Source organism: Variovorax sp. FW305-3-2-15-B-LB1 (assembly GCF_058787635.1).
The window spans coordinates 194,573-208,188 of sequence record NZ_JBYSZY010000002.1 but is presented as its reverse complement, the minus strand read 5'-3'; the positions used below and the strand labels follow the sequence as shown (position 1 = coordinate 208,188).

The 13,616-nt window shown below is 66.7% G+C and carries 17 protein-coding genes; 6 read left to right on the top strand and 11 right to left on the bottom strand.

All coding sequences use genetic code 11. The features are described from left to right. Positions 1 to 31: 31 nt before the first annotated feature. Together AC3WQR_RS02510 and AC3WQR_RS02505 are read right to left on the bottom strand one after the other, a co-directional pair. Positions 32 to 328 carry a DUF1427 family protein gene (locus AC3WQR_RS02510; RefSeq protein WP_159273859.1) on the bottom strand — a complete coding sequence of 99 codons (297 nt, stop codon included), beginning with the start codon at positions 326 to 328 and terminating at the stop codon, positions 32 to 34. Between the two features lie 29 nt (positions 329 to 357). Beyond that, positions 358 to 1,011, bottom strand: coding sequence for a hydrolase (locus tag AC3WQR_RS02505; RefSeq protein WP_062474264.1), 654 nt, complete (start codon positions 1,009 to 1,011; stop codon positions 358 to 360). 180 nt (positions 1,012 to 1,191) lie between these two features. On the opposite strand from AC3WQR_RS02505, the gene AC3WQR_RS02500 reads away from it, so the two are divergent. After that, positions 1,192 to 2,103 carry a LysR family transcriptional regulator gene (locus tag AC3WQR_RS02500; RefSeq protein ID WP_056575757.1) on the top strand — a complete coding sequence of 304 codons (912 nt, stop codon included), beginning with the start codon at positions 1,192 to 1,194 and terminating at the stop codon, positions 2,101 to 2,103. A 25-nt stretch (positions 2,104 to 2,128) separates the two neighbouring features. Here the strand turns inward: AC3WQR_RS02500 and AC3WQR_RS02495 are convergent, their stop codons facing one another. After that, positions 2,129 to 2,758, bottom strand: a complete 630-nt coding sequence (locus AC3WQR_RS02495) for a 2-hydroxychromene-2-carboxylate isomerase (protein WP_070060143.1) — start codon at positions 2,756 to 2,758, stop codon at positions 2,129 to 2,131. A gap of 164 nt (positions 2,759 to 2,922) precedes the next feature. Between AC3WQR_RS02495 and AC3WQR_RS02490 the strand changes: the two genes are divergently transcribed. Beyond that, positions 2,923 to 3,768 carry an alpha/beta hydrolase gene (locus AC3WQR_RS02490; protein WP_235944225.1) on the top strand — a complete coding sequence of 282 codons (846 nt, stop codon included), beginning with the start codon at positions 2,923 to 2,925 and terminating at the stop codon, positions 3,766 to 3,768. A gap of 49 nt (positions 3,769 to 3,817) precedes the next feature. Here AC3WQR_RS02490 and AC3WQR_RS02485 read toward each other — a convergent pair whose 3' ends face one another. The 4 genes from AC3WQR_RS02485 to AC3WQR_RS02470 form a co-directional block, all read right to left on the bottom strand. Then, positions 3,818 to 4,138, bottom strand: a complete 321-nt coding sequence (locus AC3WQR_RS02485; protein ID WP_492741057.1) for a hypothetical protein — start codon at positions 4,136 to 4,138, stop codon at positions 3,818 to 3,820. Positions 4,139 to 4,466: 328 nt separating this feature from the next. After that, positions 4,467 to 5,486, bottom strand: a complete 1,020-nt coding sequence (locus AC3WQR_RS02480) for a reverse transcriptase family protein (protein ID WP_492741056.1) — start codon at positions 5,484 to 5,486, stop codon at positions 4,467 to 4,469. After that, a complete protein-coding gene (locus AC3WQR_RS02475) occupies positions 5,449 to 5,757 on the bottom strand; it encodes a helix-turn-helix domain-containing protein (RefSeq protein WP_492741055.1) in 309 nt (102 codons plus the stop codon). Before AC3WQR_RS02475 ends, AC3WQR_RS02480 begins: the two co-directional genes overlap by 38 nt. A gap of 45 nt (positions 5,758 to 5,802) precedes the next feature. Then, positions 5,803 to 6,039, bottom strand: a complete 237-nt coding sequence (locus AC3WQR_RS02470; protein ID WP_354338803.1) for a hypothetical protein — start codon at positions 6,037 to 6,039, stop codon at positions 5,803 to 5,805. A 520-nt stretch (positions 6,040 to 6,559) separates the two neighbouring features. Between AC3WQR_RS02470 and AC3WQR_RS02465 the strand changes: the two genes are divergently transcribed. From AC3WQR_RS02465 to AC3WQR_RS02455, 3 genes are all read left to right on the top strand, one after another. Next, a complete protein-coding gene (locus AC3WQR_RS02465; RefSeq protein WP_354345761.1) occupies positions 6,560 to 7,762 on the top strand; it encodes an MFS transporter in 1,203 nt (400 codons plus the stop codon). A gap of 57 nt (positions 7,763 to 7,819) precedes the next feature. Further along, a complete protein-coding gene (dkgB, locus tag AC3WQR_RS02460) occupies positions 7,820 to 8,641 on the top strand; it encodes a 2,5-didehydrogluconate reductase DkgB (protein ID WP_492741054.1) in 822 nt (273 codons plus the stop codon). Positions 8,642 to 8,741: 100 nt separating this feature from the next. Next, entirely contained in the window at positions 8,742 to 9,167 is a 426-nt protein-coding gene (locus AC3WQR_RS02455) for a PaaI family thioesterase (RefSeq protein ID WP_492741053.1), read from the top strand. A 25-nt stretch (positions 9,168 to 9,192) separates the two neighbouring features. On the opposite strand, the gene AC3WQR_RS02450 is transcribed toward AC3WQR_RS02455, so the two are convergent. Further along, entirely contained in the window at positions 9,193 to 9,585 is a 393-nt protein-coding gene (locus AC3WQR_RS02450) for a hypothetical protein (protein WP_492741052.1), read from the bottom strand. 131 nt (positions 9,586 to 9,716) lie between these two features. Here AC3WQR_RS02450 and AC3WQR_RS02445 point away from each other — a divergent pair, with 131 nt between their 5' ends. After that, a complete protein-coding gene (locus tag AC3WQR_RS02445) occupies positions 9,717 to 10,571 on the top strand; it encodes a DUF7822 domain-containing protein (RefSeq protein ID WP_492741051.1) in 855 nt (284 codons plus the stop codon). 8 nt (positions 10,572 to 10,579) lie between these two features. Here the strand turns inward: AC3WQR_RS02445 and AC3WQR_RS02440 are convergent, their stop codons facing one another. From AC3WQR_RS02440 to AC3WQR_RS02430, 3 genes are read right to left on the bottom strand one after another with little or no spacing between them, the layout of a single operon-like run. Further along, complete coding sequence (locus tag AC3WQR_RS02440; RefSeq protein ID WP_492741050.1) at positions 10,580 to 11,074, bottom strand: nucleoside deaminase; 495 nt, start codon at positions 11,072 to 11,074, stop codon at positions 10,580 to 10,582. A gap of 20 nt (positions 11,075 to 11,094) precedes the next feature. Next, complete coding sequence (locus tag AC3WQR_RS02435) at positions 11,095 to 12,405, bottom strand: cyanate transporter (protein WP_492741049.1); 1,311 nt, start codon at positions 12,403 to 12,405, stop codon at positions 11,095 to 11,097. Next, entirely contained in the window at positions 12,402 to 13,604 is a 1,203-nt protein-coding gene (locus AC3WQR_RS02430; RefSeq protein ID WP_492741048.1) for an amidohydrolase family protein, read from the bottom strand. Before AC3WQR_RS02430 ends, AC3WQR_RS02435 begins: the two co-directional genes overlap by 4 nt. Positions 13,605 to 13,616 lie beyond the last annotated feature (12 nt).

Sequence of the window (13,616 nt, the reverse complement as noted above, 5' to 3'; positions counted from 1 at the left end):
AGGAAGTGGCGGCGTTGCGGGTCGGGGGCGTTCATGCGTCGCTCCGCTCGGACGGGCGGCTGCCGGCGGCGGCGGACTTCACCGCCCCGGGCTGTGCGCAGGTCGGCAGCTCGCCGAACACGTGCGGCTTGACCTGGTCATGCAGCCACGAGGTGGCGGCCGGCCGGTCGAACACCTGCCGCACCAGCGGCGGGATCTGCTCGCCGAGCAGGATGCCCAAGAGGCCCACCAGGGCGATCACCGGCGGCGCCGGCGAGCGCACCTGGAAGAGCGCGTAGATCACGCCGACCAGCAGGCCGAGCGCGAGGGAAACGACATAGGTCTTCATGGTCGGTCGGCCTTCCGGGTGCTCTGCGCTCAACCCTCGTGGGCGCCGAACATGGTCTTGGCGTACGTCACGCCCAGACCGTAGGCGCCGCCCACCTTCTTCGCAATACCGGTCGTCAACTCGTACGTGTCGCCACGCGCCCAGTCGCGCTGCAGCTCCAGCAGGTACTGCAGCGAGGTCATCGGCTGCGCGCCGGCCTGCACCATGCGCTCCATCGCGCGGTTGTGCGCCTCGGTGGACACGTCGCCGCAGGCGTCGGCAATCACGTACACCTCGAAGCCCTGGTCCAGCGCCGACAGCGCCGGGCCCACGATGCACACGCTGGTCCACAGGCCGGCCAGCACGATGCGCGGCTTGCCGATGGCGTTCACGCGCTCGATCACGGCGGCGTCTTCCCAGGTGTTCATCGAGGTGCGGTCCAGCATCTTCTGGCCGGGGAAGGCGTCGGTGATCTCGCTGAACATCGGGCCCGAAAAGCTCTTCTCGGCCACGGTCGTGAGGATGGTCGACACCTTGAAGCCGGCCGCCGCCTGCGCCACCAGCGCGGCGTTGTTGCGCAGGTTGACGGCGTCGATCGAGTGCGTGGCAAAGGCCATCTGCGACTGGAAGTCGATCATCACCAGCGTGTGGTCGGTGGGGGTGAGCAGCTTGGCGCCGGCGGTGGGGGTGGCTTGGACGGTCATGAAAGGCTCCTTCGGCAAAGTTGGGTGCGTGGATATTCGATTCGGTTCACAATCGCTTTCGGAGGGAATTTCCTTGGCGTGGGCTGAATCATCCGGTGCACGCAGGCCTCTATCGACGAAAATTTTCACCATCAATGATCGAAGTTTTCGATCATTCCTTTTTGCTGCGAGGAACGCGCCGTGCTCAAGCTCACCCTGGAAGCCATCGAGGTCGTCGACGCCATTGCGCGCCACGGCTCCTTTGCCGCCGCCGCCGCGCGGCTGAACAAGGTGCCCTCCACCATCTCCTACGCCGTGGGCAAGCTCGAAGAACAGCTGGGCATGCTGCTGTTCGAGCGCAACGGCCCGCGCGTGACCCTCACCGCCGCCGGCGAAGAAATGCTCAAGGAAGGCCGCTGGCTGCTCGGCGCCGCGAGCGACCTCGAATCGCGCATGCGGCAGATTGCCACCGGCTATGAATCAGAGCTGCGGCTGGTGCACGACTCGCTCATTCCCACGCAGGCCTTCATGGACGACATCCGCGCCTTCGAAGACCTGCGCTGCGGCACGCGGCTGCGCATCGGCTGCGAGGCGCTCACCGGCAGCTGGGAGGCGCTGCGCGAGGGCCGCGCCGACATCGTCGTGGCCGCGGGCGAAGGCCCGGCCGGCGGCGGCCACCAGGCCGTGGCCGTGGGCAGCCTGGCGTTCGCCTTCTGCGTCGCGCCCACCCATCCGCTCACGCGGCTGAAGCGCCCCGTGCAGCGCGGCGACCTCATCGACTGCAACGCCATCGTGGTCGGCGACACCGCGCGCACCCTGTCGGACCGCACCGTGGGCCTCATGGCCGGCCAGCCGCGCATCACCGTGCCGTCGATGGCCGCCAAGGTCGCCTGCCAGGTCGCCGGGCTGGGCCACGGCTTTCTGCCGCGCGCCTGCATCACCGACGAGCTGGCGCGCGGCACGCTGGTCGAACTGCCGACCGAGGAACCGCGCGCGCCCGAAGCCTTCTGGCTCGCGTGGAAGACCGGCGCGCAGGGCCAGGCGCTGCGCTGGTGGCGCGAGCGGCTGCACCGCACGCTCGTGCCCGCGCTGCTGCCGCGCTCGTTCCTCTGAGAGAAGAAAAAAGAGAGCTTGTCGCTCAGCCGCCGGCGCGCAGCTTGTCGAGCGCCCGGTCGAGAAACGCCAGCCGGTCTTGTCCCCAGAAGCGCTCGCCGTTCAGGATGAACGTGGGCGCGCCGAACACGCCCGCCTCCACCGCGTCGGCGCTGTTGGCGCGGTACACCGCCAGCACCTCGGCCGACTGCTCCAGCGCCTGCAGCGCCGCGCCGTCGTAGCCGTTTTCGTCGGCGATCGCGATGCGCACCGCGGCCTGCGCCGTGTCGCGCTCCTCGGCCCACAGCGCACGCAGCAGCGCGTGCGACAGCGGCTGCGCGTCCAGGCCCTGCAGCTGGGCGGCGATCACCATCCAGCCGGGGTACTTGTTCCAGTTCGGATCGGTCGGCGCGCCCTTCGGGTAGTGCGCGGGCTCCAGGTTCATCGGCATGCCGAGGTAATCGCGCCAGCGCGACAGCTCCAGCGCGTGGTACGTGCGGCGCGGCTCGGGGCGCGTCTTCAGCGGAATGCCGCCGGTCTGCGGCACCACCGCCTGGAAGTCGTAGGGCTTGAGCGTGAGCTGCACATGGTGGCGGCGCACGATGTCTTGCAGTTGCGGGCCGCCGAGGTAGGCCCAGGGCGAGGAAAGGCTGTAGTAGCAGTCGATGGCGATCATGCGGGGATTATCTTCAGCCCCCGGCCGGCGCGCCGCGCGCCACGGCCATACACCTCGCAACGCACCGCCTCGCGAACGCGGTGAAACTACGCCCCTTGCGCGTTGTGCACCGGCCGGGCCCTGCCCTTGCGATGCCACGCCGCCACTTTCTCGGGAGCCCTGATTTGCAGAAGAACACCCAAGCCAAGATTGCCCGCATTGCCCTGTCGGCCTCGGCCGCCGCCATTGGCAGCCTGGCCGCCTACTGGACCCTGCTCGCCACGCGCCAGGGCCACATTCTTTTCAACGCCCGCAAGCTGCCCGTGGTGCATCTGTCGGACGACTTCTCGACCTACTCGCACCCCGTGCCGGGCGGCATGGTGCGCGGCTACGTGTACCACCCGCAGGGCGAAGACGCGCTGCAGGACCTGTTCATCTACTTCGCCGGCCGCGGCGAAGACGTGCGCGCCACCGCGCAGATGCTGCACTGGCTGCCCGAGGGCTTCGGCTTTGCCGCCCTCAACTACCGGGGCGTAGCCGACTCGCAGGGCGCGCCGTCTGAAATCGCCTCCGTGGCCGACGCCGCCCAGTTCGCCAGCCACCTGCGCCGCGCCTTTCCGCAGGCGCGCCTGCACGTGGTGGGCCGCAGCCTGGGCACCGGCGTGGCCATCCAGCTCGTGGCGCGGCAGGAGTTTGCGAGCCTGCAGCTCATCACGCCGTACGACTCGCTGCTCGAAGTCGCCAAGAAGCGCTTTCCGCTCGTGCCGCTGTCGCTGTTGCTGCGCCACCGCTTCAACTCCATCGAGCACAGCAAGGAAGTCGCCGCCAAGACCCAGGTGCTGCTCGCCGCGAAGGACGACGTGGTGCCCCACGAACGCTCCGAAAAACTCATCGCCGCCTGGCCCACGCCCGTGAGCGTGCAGACCGTGTCGAACTCGGACCACCACAACATCACCGGGCTCGAAGAGACCTGGCTGATGCTGGTGGACTTTGCGCTGACGGCGGTGTTGCCGGAGACGAAGGCGGCTTGAGGGTTGCGGGCCGGGCGTGATGCAGAGGCCTCACGCCGGCCGCCAGGAGCTAGGCCGGCTTGAGCGAGGGGTGCGCTTGCAGCGCATCGCGCACGGCACCGGCTGTCTCGTTGACGGTGGCGATGCGCGTCATCAACGCCTCGTTGAGCAGGCGCAGCAAGGCGCTCAGTTCGGTGCGGGTGGGGGCGAGCTCTTCGCTGTCGTTCAGGGCGCTGGTGTCTACGAGCTTTTCTAGCGCGGTGTAGGCGCGCATTACAGCGTTGAGGTTGTCGGCGTCGTCGCAGGCTTGGACCGCAAGGTCGTCGAGGTCTGATGACGAGGAAGTGGGACGGGCGCTCGGTTGCGCTGGGACGGATGCAGATTCAGCCATGTGCGGCCTCCGAAGGGATTTTGGTTTGCCACAACCGACGCCCCCGCTTCCAAACGATGGCGGCAGCTCGAACGGGTTGGAAGACCGGAAAACCCCTTGTAGAGAAACCGGCAGGGCTCGCGCCCTCCCGTCCGAGCCGCCTAAAAAAGCAGCGCGAACGAAAAAGCCGCAGACCATGTGCGGGTCCTGCGGCTTTCGTCGCAGGGGTTTTAGCGGGCTTCCAAACCCGATCGCGCTTTTTTTGCGCGACGGGGCAGTATATCTAGAGCACTAGCGCGCGAGGCTCCGTCACTCCAGTTGCGTTCTTGACGCTTCGCACGTGACGCGGCTACTCCCAAGGGGGCGCAGACACTTCATCTTCAAGTTGAACTGGCGATCCAGTAATTGCGGGCACCATCGCCACCGCTGGCAAGAGGTCACGAACTCTAGACAGCCGCTCTTTTAGTGGCTTGGCCAGATTTCGATGAAATCGACCAAGCTGACCCACTCGATTCGCAGCCTTGTTCAGAGCTAACGCTAGCTCTGCAGGATCAAAATCGCCCTCAGCCATCTTTTCCACTTGGAATACGGGAACACGAGCATTTGATCGACGTTCACTAGGCAATGCCGCCTTTCGATTGACGACAAGTTTCGTTGCGATCATCCGTTCTGTGGCAGGAGTGATCTCGTGCTTGTCGCGGCGCGCATATAGATTGTTCTTTCGAAGCATCCCGTAGACCGCTGCGATCAACTCTTTTTTCTCCGTGAGAGTTAGAGGTGACTTAGAAGACATCGCGATGTCATCGACGTACCGGGAGTAGGTTACGCCGCGCGCGTGCAGCTTGGCTTGCAAGAGCGGCTCATCTCGCCAAAGCACCAAGTTCGCGAGGAAAGAACTAGGAATCCCTCCCTGAGGTAACGCTCCATCCTTCGTTGTGAGCTGTGTCAAGACTTGCGCGACCTCAGGCGCAAATTTGAAGAAGTTTCGCCAAAGGTCATAGACGAGCTCTGCCGATACCGAGTTGAAGAATCCCTTCACATCCTCGCAAATTACAACACTCTTGTTGGCGTGTAGATCGGCATTGGTTTTGTAGTCACGCCCCTTCAAGCTCCCAGTTAGATAGCTTGGAAAGACTACCTTCGCGAGGATCGCTTTTTTTATTCGCGCGTGCAGAGGTTTCAACGGCGCGTTGGCATCGAAAGTTTGCCGACTTGAACCAGGCTTCGGCTTGACCTTGCGATACATCTGATCCGCGGAACCTGCAATCTCAATCAGCGCTTGTTCGCTTACCCGCAACGCAGCAGCCAATGCTTTCAACGAACTGATTGGTCTATAGGGGTAGATCGGCTTGAGGAGGTTCAGGCTCATTCAAAAGCTCCAGCGCTGCAACAGCAAGTTGTCCCGCCAGTTCCTGGCTCAATCCAGAAAGCTCTTTGCCCTCTGCTCCAAGAAAGAACAGTATCTCTAAGGGCATATTGAGACCCGCAGCAACCTTCTGGAGGGTCGAGAGAGGCGGATCGCGAAGTGACCGCTCAAGCAGAGATAAGTAAGAAACAGATATTCCAGCCCGCTTTGCGAGTTGGACTTGCGAGAGCTTCCGCTTTGTTCTCGAAAGCTGGATAGCACTGCCAATATTCATGAAAGTCCATCTAAACAAAGAATGGGCTTGGGGAGCCCGTCGTCATCACTTCATCCAATCACGGATGTTGGTCACGAGGTGAACCAATACCGCGAACATCTGAAGCACCCGCAGCGCAAGCCGGCTGGCCTCCGCCGCGTTCAAACCGCCATCACGAACTTTCTCCAGTTCATCAATTACGCGATTCAAATCAGACAACACTCCATCGTCGAGTTGGCTACTGCATGCATCGCGAACCTTTTTCAGGACCTCGATGTTGTTCTCACAAGATTGCTTGTTCATTTCTGAAACTCCTTCTCAAGGCGACATTGCCCTGTCCCCACTAAGCAGCGCCGAAAAGGAGCCAACTCGACTACCAAGCCCATCACAGTTGCCGCCGACTCAATGCGCCTGTCCCCTCTGTCCCCCCAGCACTACGTACTGGGCTTGAGGAACTCGACTCACTCGTCACCGTCCTCCGGTCGCCCGGGGGGACAGCTGCGTTAACGCTCTGCTTCTGTCCAGCAGAGGGACTTCGCCTACGCGAAGCCTGATCACTGACTTTGCTTCGTGGAATGAAGGAAAAACACAATCTAGGAAGAACCGCGTCAGCACGGTAACGTGCCGCCGTGGTCGAATTCTAGTTGTCATAGACAGTCAACATTTGACTGTCAGTACGTTTTTTTGTTTCAAGGCGTGACACCCAGCGATCCGGTCTGCCCTGAGACTATTGCGCTTAGAGCAACTATCTTCTGACCCAACCCCCATTTATCCGCAAAGGTAACCGCAAGACACTCCTCCTCATCCCACAAGGAGTGCTCTCATGCCAATCGCCTTACTCGCGCTGACCCTCAGCGCCTTCGCCATCGGAACGACCGAGTTCGTCATCGTTGGCCTCATTCCCACCGTCGCTGCCGACCTCGGCATCGGCCTTCCCTCGGCGGGCCTGCTGGTCAGCCTCTATGCGCTGGGCGTTGCCATTGGCGCGCCGGTGCTCACCGCCCTCACGGGCAAGCTGCCGCGCAAGGCGCTGTTGCTCGGGCTGATGGCGCTGTTCACGGTCGGCAACCTGCTGGCGTGGCAGGCGCCCAGCTATGAATCGCTGATTGCCGCCCGCGTGCTCACGGGGCTGGCGCACGGGGTGTTCTTCTCGATCGGCTCGACGATTGCCACCGGCCTGGTGCCGAAGGAAAAGGCGGCGAGCGCCATCGCGATCATGTTCACGGGCCTCACGGTGGCGCTGGTCACGGGCGTGCCGCTGGGCACGTTCATCGGGCAGCACTTCGGCTGGCGCGAGACTTTCCTGGCGGTGTCGGCGCTGGGCGTGGTCGCCTTCATCGGCAGCTGGATCTTCGTGCCGGGCAACATCCGCCACACGCCGCCGGCCTCGCTGGCGCAACAAGCCAAGGTGCTGGCCGAGCCGCGCCTGCTGCTGGTGTATGCCAAGACGGCCATCGGCTACGGCGGCTCGTTCATTCCGTTCACGTTCCTGGCGCCGATCCTCACGGAGGTGTCGGGCTTCAGCGCCGGCGCGGTGGGCTGGGTGATGCTGGTCTACGGCATCTCGGTGGCGGTGGGCAACATCTGGGGCGGCAAGCTGGCCGACCGCATGGGCCCGATTCCGGCGCTGAAGATCATCTTTGCGCTGCTGGCGGCCGTGCTGCTGGTCTTCAACTTCGCGGCGCCGCACAAGTGGCTGGCGCTGGTGGCGGTGCTGATGTGGGGCGCAGTGGCGTTCGGCAACGTGCCGGGGCTGCAGGTGTACGTGGTGAAGCAGGCCGAACGCTTCACGCCGCAGGCGGTGGACGTGGCCTCGGGCCTGAACATCGCGGCCTTCAACCTGGGCATTGCAGGCGCGGCCTGGGCCGGCGGCCTGATCGTGACGCACCTCGGGCTGATGCACACGCCCTGGATCGGCGCACTCGTCGTGCTGGTGTCGCTGGCCCTCACGCAGTGGAGCGGCTCGCTCGACCGCCGTGCCGGCATTCCGGTGCGCGCCTCGGGGCCGGTGCCGGTCGGGCACTGAGCCTTCTTCCTCCCTCTTCTTTTCCCTTTCTTTGAACGCACAAGGACAACACACGCCATGACCACGAACAACAACTCTTCCATTCCCGCCTTCGGCCTCGGCACCTTCCGCCTGCAGGGCCAGGTGGTGATCGACTCGGTGAAGAACGGCCTCGACCTGGGCTACCGCACGATCGACACGGCGCAGATCTACGGCAACGAAGCCGAGGTGGGCCAGGCCATTGCCGAAAGCGGCGTGGCCCGCAGCGAGCTCTTCATCACCACCAAGATCTGGACCGACCACTACGCGAAAGACAAGCTGGTGCCCAGCCTGAAAGACAGCCTGGCCAAGCTGCGCACAGACCATGTGGACCTGACGCTGATCCACTGGCCCTCGCCCGCCAACGCCGTGCCGGTGGCGGAGTTCATGGGCGCGCTGGCCGAGGCCAAGGCGCTGGGGCTCACGAAGCAGATCGGTGTGTCGAACTTCAACATCGCGCTGATGCAGGAGGCCATTGCCGCCGTGGGCGCGCCGGCCATTGCCACGAACCAGATCGAGCTGCACCCCTACCTGCAGAACCGCAAGGTGGCGGCCTTCGCGCAGAGCCAGGGCATCCGCATCACCTCGTACATGACGCTGGCCTACGGCAAGGTGCTGAACGACCCGGTGATCGGCGCGATTTCCACGGCGCACGGCGCGACGCCCGCGCAGGTGGTGCTGGCCTGGGCGATGCAGCTGGGCTACGCGGTGATTCCGTCGTCGACGAAGCGCGCGAACCTCGAAAGCAACCTGAAGGCGCAGCAGCTCACGCTGACCGAGGCCGAGATGGCGCAGATCGCCGCGCTCGACCGGGGCGAGCGGCTGACCGATCCGCAAGGGCTGTCGCCGGCGTGGGATTGAGGCGCTGGCACCGGGCGTAGCGCCGCGCGGCAGAATGCAGTGACCCCTCGGGGCGCCTCCATGGGCGCCCTTTTCTTCTGCTTCTTTTCGCTTGCCAGCCATGACCGACCTCCACACCCGCATCTCCGACAGCTTCAATGCACAGGGCCTGATGGGCACGCTCGGCGCGCGGCTGGTGCATGTGGGCGACGGCGAGGTGCACATCGAGATGCCGTTTTCAAAAGCGCTGTCGCAGCAGCGCGGCTATGTGCATGCGGGCGCGGTGACGAGCATCGTCGACAGCGCCTGCGGCTACGCGGGGCTCACGAAGGCGCAGCAGGGCTGCGACGTGGTGACGGCGGAGTTCAAGATCAACTTCATGCGGCCCGCGCTGGGCGAGCGCTTCCTGGCCGTCGGCCGGGTGCAAAGCTCGGGCAAGCTGCTCGCGGTGTGCACGGGCGAGGTGCGTGCCTTCGCGAAGGCGGGCGACACCGACTACAAGGTGGTGGCGATGATGCAAGCGACCATCGTGAACGTGCCGCAGTGAGCGAACGACACCCCGCTTCGCGCGGCTAGCAACGCGGCGTGGTGGCTTCGCTCTGATCTTGTTGCTGCTTCTGCTTCTGCTTCTGCTGCTGCTCGGCGATCACCGCGCGGCACAGGGCCTGCAGTTCGGCCGCGACGATGTCGGGCGCCTTGCGCAGCTCGGCAATGTCGCGCTCGCCGACGCAATGGCCTTCGAGGCGCACGTAGATGCGACTGAAGTTGCCCCCGAGCGCGCGGGCAATGTCGCGCAGGCAATCGGCGACGCTGGCAAAGCCGGTGTGGCTGTACGAGCTGGGCGGGATCACGCCCTTGGAGCGCGGCGCGCGCACGGAATACAGGTACGACGCGCCTTCAGACCGCAGCTCCACCACGGGCTGCAGGCCGCGCTGAACGTCGTTGCTTCCTTGCTTTCCTTGCATGGGGCGGAGTGTAAATCTGGCGAAGGCAGAATCTGCCGACCAGGCCGAAGGCCGCTTCGCGAGGGGTGGCTCTTCTTCATTCTTGTCACGGCGACGCGCTCGCATTGCAGCCGCCATTCACACTTTGATCCATGGCCAATCGCTCTTACCTCTACAGCCTCACCAACCGGCCCACGGCGTACACGGACCGACCCGAAACAATCTCGGGCCTGTCCGAATGGAACTACGACATTCCGTTCATGTACCGACTGCTGATGTCGGGCGATCCGCAGTTGTGCGCGTCGCTGATCTCCGATGGCCTCGACAGCGACGAAGGGGATGAGAAGGTCCGGCTGTACGCGATCAGCGGCCGCTTCGAGCCGGGCTTTGCGCGGGTGAAGCGGCTCATCGACATCATGCGGTACCTGGCGGCGCAGGCGCCGGTGCCTGCGCCCGTAGCAGCGCCCGTCGTGGCCGCGCCGAAGGCCGCGTCGTTCGTCGACCGGCTCAAGGGCTGGTTCTCGCCGTCCGCCGCACCGAAGGCGACTCCGGCGGCTGTCGCACGCGCAGCGGCCACACCCGCGACGGGCTCGACGCAGCTGCCGGGCTGGCTGGACGAGACCCTGGCTTTTCTCGAAGCCCACCGCAACGAGCACCTGCTGCTGGAGACGGTCGAGCTCGACACCATGACCGAATCGGAAGAAGCCCCGCTGCGGGCCTGCGTCGAGAAGGAGCTTGCCCGCTGCCAGCAGGCCGGCGCCGCGCTCGATGCGCTGCCGCAAGACATCGCAGCGGCGGCGCAGTTGCTGCGCGAAACCGGTGCGAAAAAGCAGGCGGCCCCGCTCGATGCGTTCTTCGGGCTGCGCTTCGACGACGACTGCGACAGCACGCGCAGCCGCGCCACGGAATATCCGCTGGGGCTGCAGTGGTACGACGTGCTGTACTTCGGCCTGCTCAACCGCGCCGAGTTCGAAGCCGCAACGCGCGGCGACGCTGCTGCTGCGTAGCGCTTGCTTCAGTCGCCGCGTCGCGGCTCGGCCCACGCCGAGAGGATGCGCACGGCTTCGGCGTCCATCTTCTGTTCGGCCGGCTGCGCACGCGCGGCCAGCGGTGCGCCGGCTTCGGTGCGCAGCACGTCGACGTCGATGGGGTGGCGCGCCGCCACGGTCACGCCTTTGAATGCCTCGCCCGACTGCGCGAGCGTGGCCGCGTAGTACAGCTGGCCGATGCCCGCGATGTGCATGGCCGCCACGCACATGGCGCAGGGCTCGCACGAGGTGTAGAGCTCGCAGCCCGACAGGTCGACGGTGCCCAACCGGCGGCAGGCATCGCGAATGGCCTCGACCTCGCCATGCGAGGTCGGGTCGTGGTGCGCGACGGAGTGGTTGAAGCCCTCGCCCACCACCTCGCCGTTCTTGACCACGACGGCGCCGAAGGGCTCGGTGCCGGGCTCCTGGAGCGCCCGGGCCGAAAGGGCCAGGGCGCGCTGCATGAAGTGTTCTTGGTACATGGGTCGAATCTCCTTGGGTCTCAAGCCTTGCGAGCCTGGTCGATGGGGGACGGCGCGGATGCAGTCTGCGCGCCGAACAGGCCGGCAGTGGCACCGGCGTAGCGGCGCGGATCGAAGCGCAGCACGGCGGGCAGCAGCAGCACGGTGACGGCGGCCAGGTAGGCCCAGGCCATGGTGAAGCCGCCGGTCTGCTCGCGCACCCAGCCGGTGACGAAGGGCGCGAGCGCCGCGATCATGAAGCCCACGCCCTGCATGAAGCCCGCGAGCGCGCCGGCCTGCGCGGGGTCGGGCCGGTGGTCGAGCGCGAGCACCATGCACAGCGAGAACGCACCGCCCAAACCGGCGCCGAGCACGACGGCGATGACGGCCGCCGGCACGGGCAGCGCAAGCCCGAGCGCCGCAAAGCCCGCGAGCTGCGCCAGCAGCGCGCCGACCAGCCAGCGCCGCAGGTCGCGCTGGCCGCCGCGCCGCGCGAGCGCCGGCAGGGTGAGCGCGCCGACGACCTGTGCCAGCGTCATGAGCGCGAGCACGGCGCCACCCTGCTGCGCCGTCCAGCCGCGCTCGGCGTGGAAGTAATGCGGCAGCCACGCGACAAGGCTGGTGTAGCCGCCGTTGATGAGGCCGAAGCACAGCGCCAGCAGCCACGCGCGGCGGTGGCCGAAACAGCGCAGCCAGGCGCGGTCGAGCGAGGGGTCGGCGGCGCGCACGGATGACGACGCGAACGGCAGCTGCCGCGCACTGCGCAGCCAGGCCACCAGCGCCACGACCGCGAGCACCGCCCACATCGCAAGGCCGGCGTGCCAGTCGAGTTGGGCATCGCCGCCCACGGCGCGCGCGAGCCACGGGCTGGCCATGGCGCCGAGCCCGCCGCCGCCCATGATGGCGGCCGAATAGAGCCCGGTCATGAGGCCCAGCCGCGCGGGGTAGGCCTGCTTGACCACGCCGGGCATGAGCGCCTGCACCAGCCCCACGCCCGCGCCCGCGAGCGCGGCGCTCCACAGCAGCGCCGCAGCGCCGCCCGACACGTAACGGCTGGCGCAGGCCAGCGCGATGGCGCCGAGCCCGAGCGCGATGCCGCCGCGCGCGCCCAGCCGCTGGCCCACGGCCGCGCCCGACAGCGACACGGCGCCCATCGCGAACATCGGCAGCACGGTGAGCAGCGCGACGGCATGGAAGCCGATGCCGGTCGCGGCGCGGATCGGTTCGAGCAAGGGGCTGCTCGACGTGAGAAAGGCGCGCAGGTTGAGCGCCACCAGCACGACCACGCAGGCGAAGAAGACCGGGCCCGCGCCGGTGCGCGGGTTGTCGGAGGCGGAGGATGCGCGGCTCACGCGGGCACGGCGCCGGGCACGAGCGTGCCGTGGCGCGCGACCACGCGGCCGCCCGACACCACGAGCTTGCGCACGGGGCGGCCCACCACGGCCTGCGCGGGTGTTTGCGCGTCGACCAGCACGAGGTCGGCGCGGCAGCCCACGTCGAGCCCGTAGGCCGCGAAGCCGCAGCCACGCGCGCCGGAATGGGTGACGGTGTCGAGCGCCACTTCGAGCTCGTCGTCGCGGCGCAGGTTGTAGCGCAGGCCGATGAGCATGGCGCGCTCAAGCATGTCGGGGTTGCCGTAGGGCGACCAGGTGTCGCGGATGCCGTCGTTGCCGCCCAGCACGGTGACGCCGGCGGCGCGGCACGCCATGAGCGGCGGCACGTTGCGCGAGGCCGGCGCGCTGGTGATGAGCACCACGCCGAGCTTGGCCATGCGCGCGAGCAGCGCGTCGCGCTCGCGTTCGCTCACGTCGCCCAGGCAGAAGCCGTGGCTGATGGCGACCTGGCCCTGCATGCCGAGCGCCTCGGTGCGCTGCAGGATCAGCTCGAGCGAGAAGGCACCCATGGCGCCGGGCTCGTGCAGGTGGATGTCGACGGGGCGCTGGTGCTTGTGGGCGATGCCGAACAGCACGTCGAGCGATTTCACGGGGTCGCCGTCGATGGCGCAGGGGTCGAGGCCGCCGAGCACGTCGACGCCCAGGGCCAGCGACTGGTCGAGCAGTTCGGCCGTGCCGGCGCGCCCGAGCAGGCCCGACTGCGGAAACGCGACGACCTGGATCTGCTGCACCTCGCGCAGCGTCTCGCGCGTGCGCAGCGTGCCTTCGAGGTGGCGCAGGCCGGCCTGCGTGTCGACGTCGACGTGCGTGCGCAGGCGCGTGGTGCCGAGCGCAAGGAAGGCCTTGGCCAGCACCAGCGACTGCGCGGCGGCGTCGTGCCCGCTGGCGTGGCGAAAGGCGCGCTCGTTCTCGATCTTGTCGGTGAGGTTGGTGCCGACCTCGTTGCGGTACCAGTCCATGCCCCACATGGTCTTGTCGAGGTGGGTGTGGCCTTCGACGAGGCCGGGCAGCAGCAAGGCGCCCTCGCCGTCTTCGACGGTGGCGCCGGCCGGTGCGGCCAGCGCCGCGCCGATCTCGGCAATGCGGCCGTCGTGCACGCGCACGTCGACAGGAGACGCGTCCAGGGGGCGCACGTTGCGGATCAGGAGCTGGGTCATTCGGTTTTGTTC

What these genes read in the sequence shown, in the direction of transcription:
- AC3WQR_RS02510 (WP_159273859.1), bottom strand. Translation starts at nt 328, where the DNA reads ATGAAGACCTATGTCGTTTCCCTCGCGCTCGGCCTGCTGGTCGGCGTG.
- AC3WQR_RS02505 (WP_062474264.1), bottom strand. Translation starts at nt 1,011, where the DNA reads ATGACCGTCCAAGCCACCCCCACCGCCGGCGCCAAGCTGCTCACCCCC.
- AC3WQR_RS02495 (WP_070060143.1), bottom strand. Translation starts at nt 2,758, where the DNA reads ATGATCGCCATCGACTGCTACTACAGCCTTTCCTCGCCCTGGGCCTAC.
- AC3WQR_RS02485 (WP_492741057.1), bottom strand. Translation starts at nt 4,138, where the DNA reads ATGGCTGAATCTGCATCCGTCCCAGCGCAACCGAGCGCCCGTCCCACT.
- AC3WQR_RS02480 (WP_492741056.1), bottom strand. Translation starts at nt 5,486, where the DNA reads ATGAGCCTGAACCTCCTCAAGCCGATCTACCCCTATAGACCAATCAGT.
- AC3WQR_RS02475 (WP_492741055.1), bottom strand. Translation starts at nt 5,757, where the DNA reads ATGAATATTGGCAGTGCTATCCAGCTTTCGAGAACAAAGCGGAAGCTC.
- AC3WQR_RS02470 (WP_354338803.1), bottom strand. Translation starts at nt 6,039, where the DNA reads ATGAACAAGCAATCTTGTGAGAACAACATCGAGGTCCTGAAAAAGGTT.
- AC3WQR_RS02465 (WP_354345761.1), top strand. Translation starts at nt 6,560, where the DNA reads ATGCCAATCGCCTTACTCGCGCTGACCCTCAGCGCCTTCGCCATCGGA.
- dkgB (WP_492741054.1), top strand. Translation starts at nt 7,820, where the DNA reads ATGACCACGAACAACAACTCTTCCATTCCCGCCTTCGGCCTCGGCACC.
- AC3WQR_RS02455 (WP_492741053.1), top strand. Translation starts at nt 8,742, where the DNA reads ATGACCGACCTCCACACCCGCATCTCCGACAGCTTCAATGCACAGGGC.
- AC3WQR_RS02450 (WP_492741052.1), bottom strand. Translation starts at nt 9,585, where the DNA reads ATGCAAGGAAAGCAAGGAAGCAACGACGTTCAGCGCGGCCTGCAGCCC.
- AC3WQR_RS02445 (WP_492741051.1), top strand. Translation starts at nt 9,717, where the DNA reads ATGGCCAATCGCTCTTACCTCTACAGCCTCACCAACCGGCCCACGGCG.
- AC3WQR_RS02440 (WP_492741050.1), bottom strand. Translation starts at nt 11,074, where the DNA reads ATGTACCAAGAACACTTCATGCAGCGCGCCCTGGCCCTTTCGGCCCGG.
- AC3WQR_RS02430 (WP_492741048.1), bottom strand. Translation starts at nt 13,604, where the DNA reads ATGACCCAGCTCCTGATCCGCAACGTGCGCCCCCTGGACGCGTCTCCT.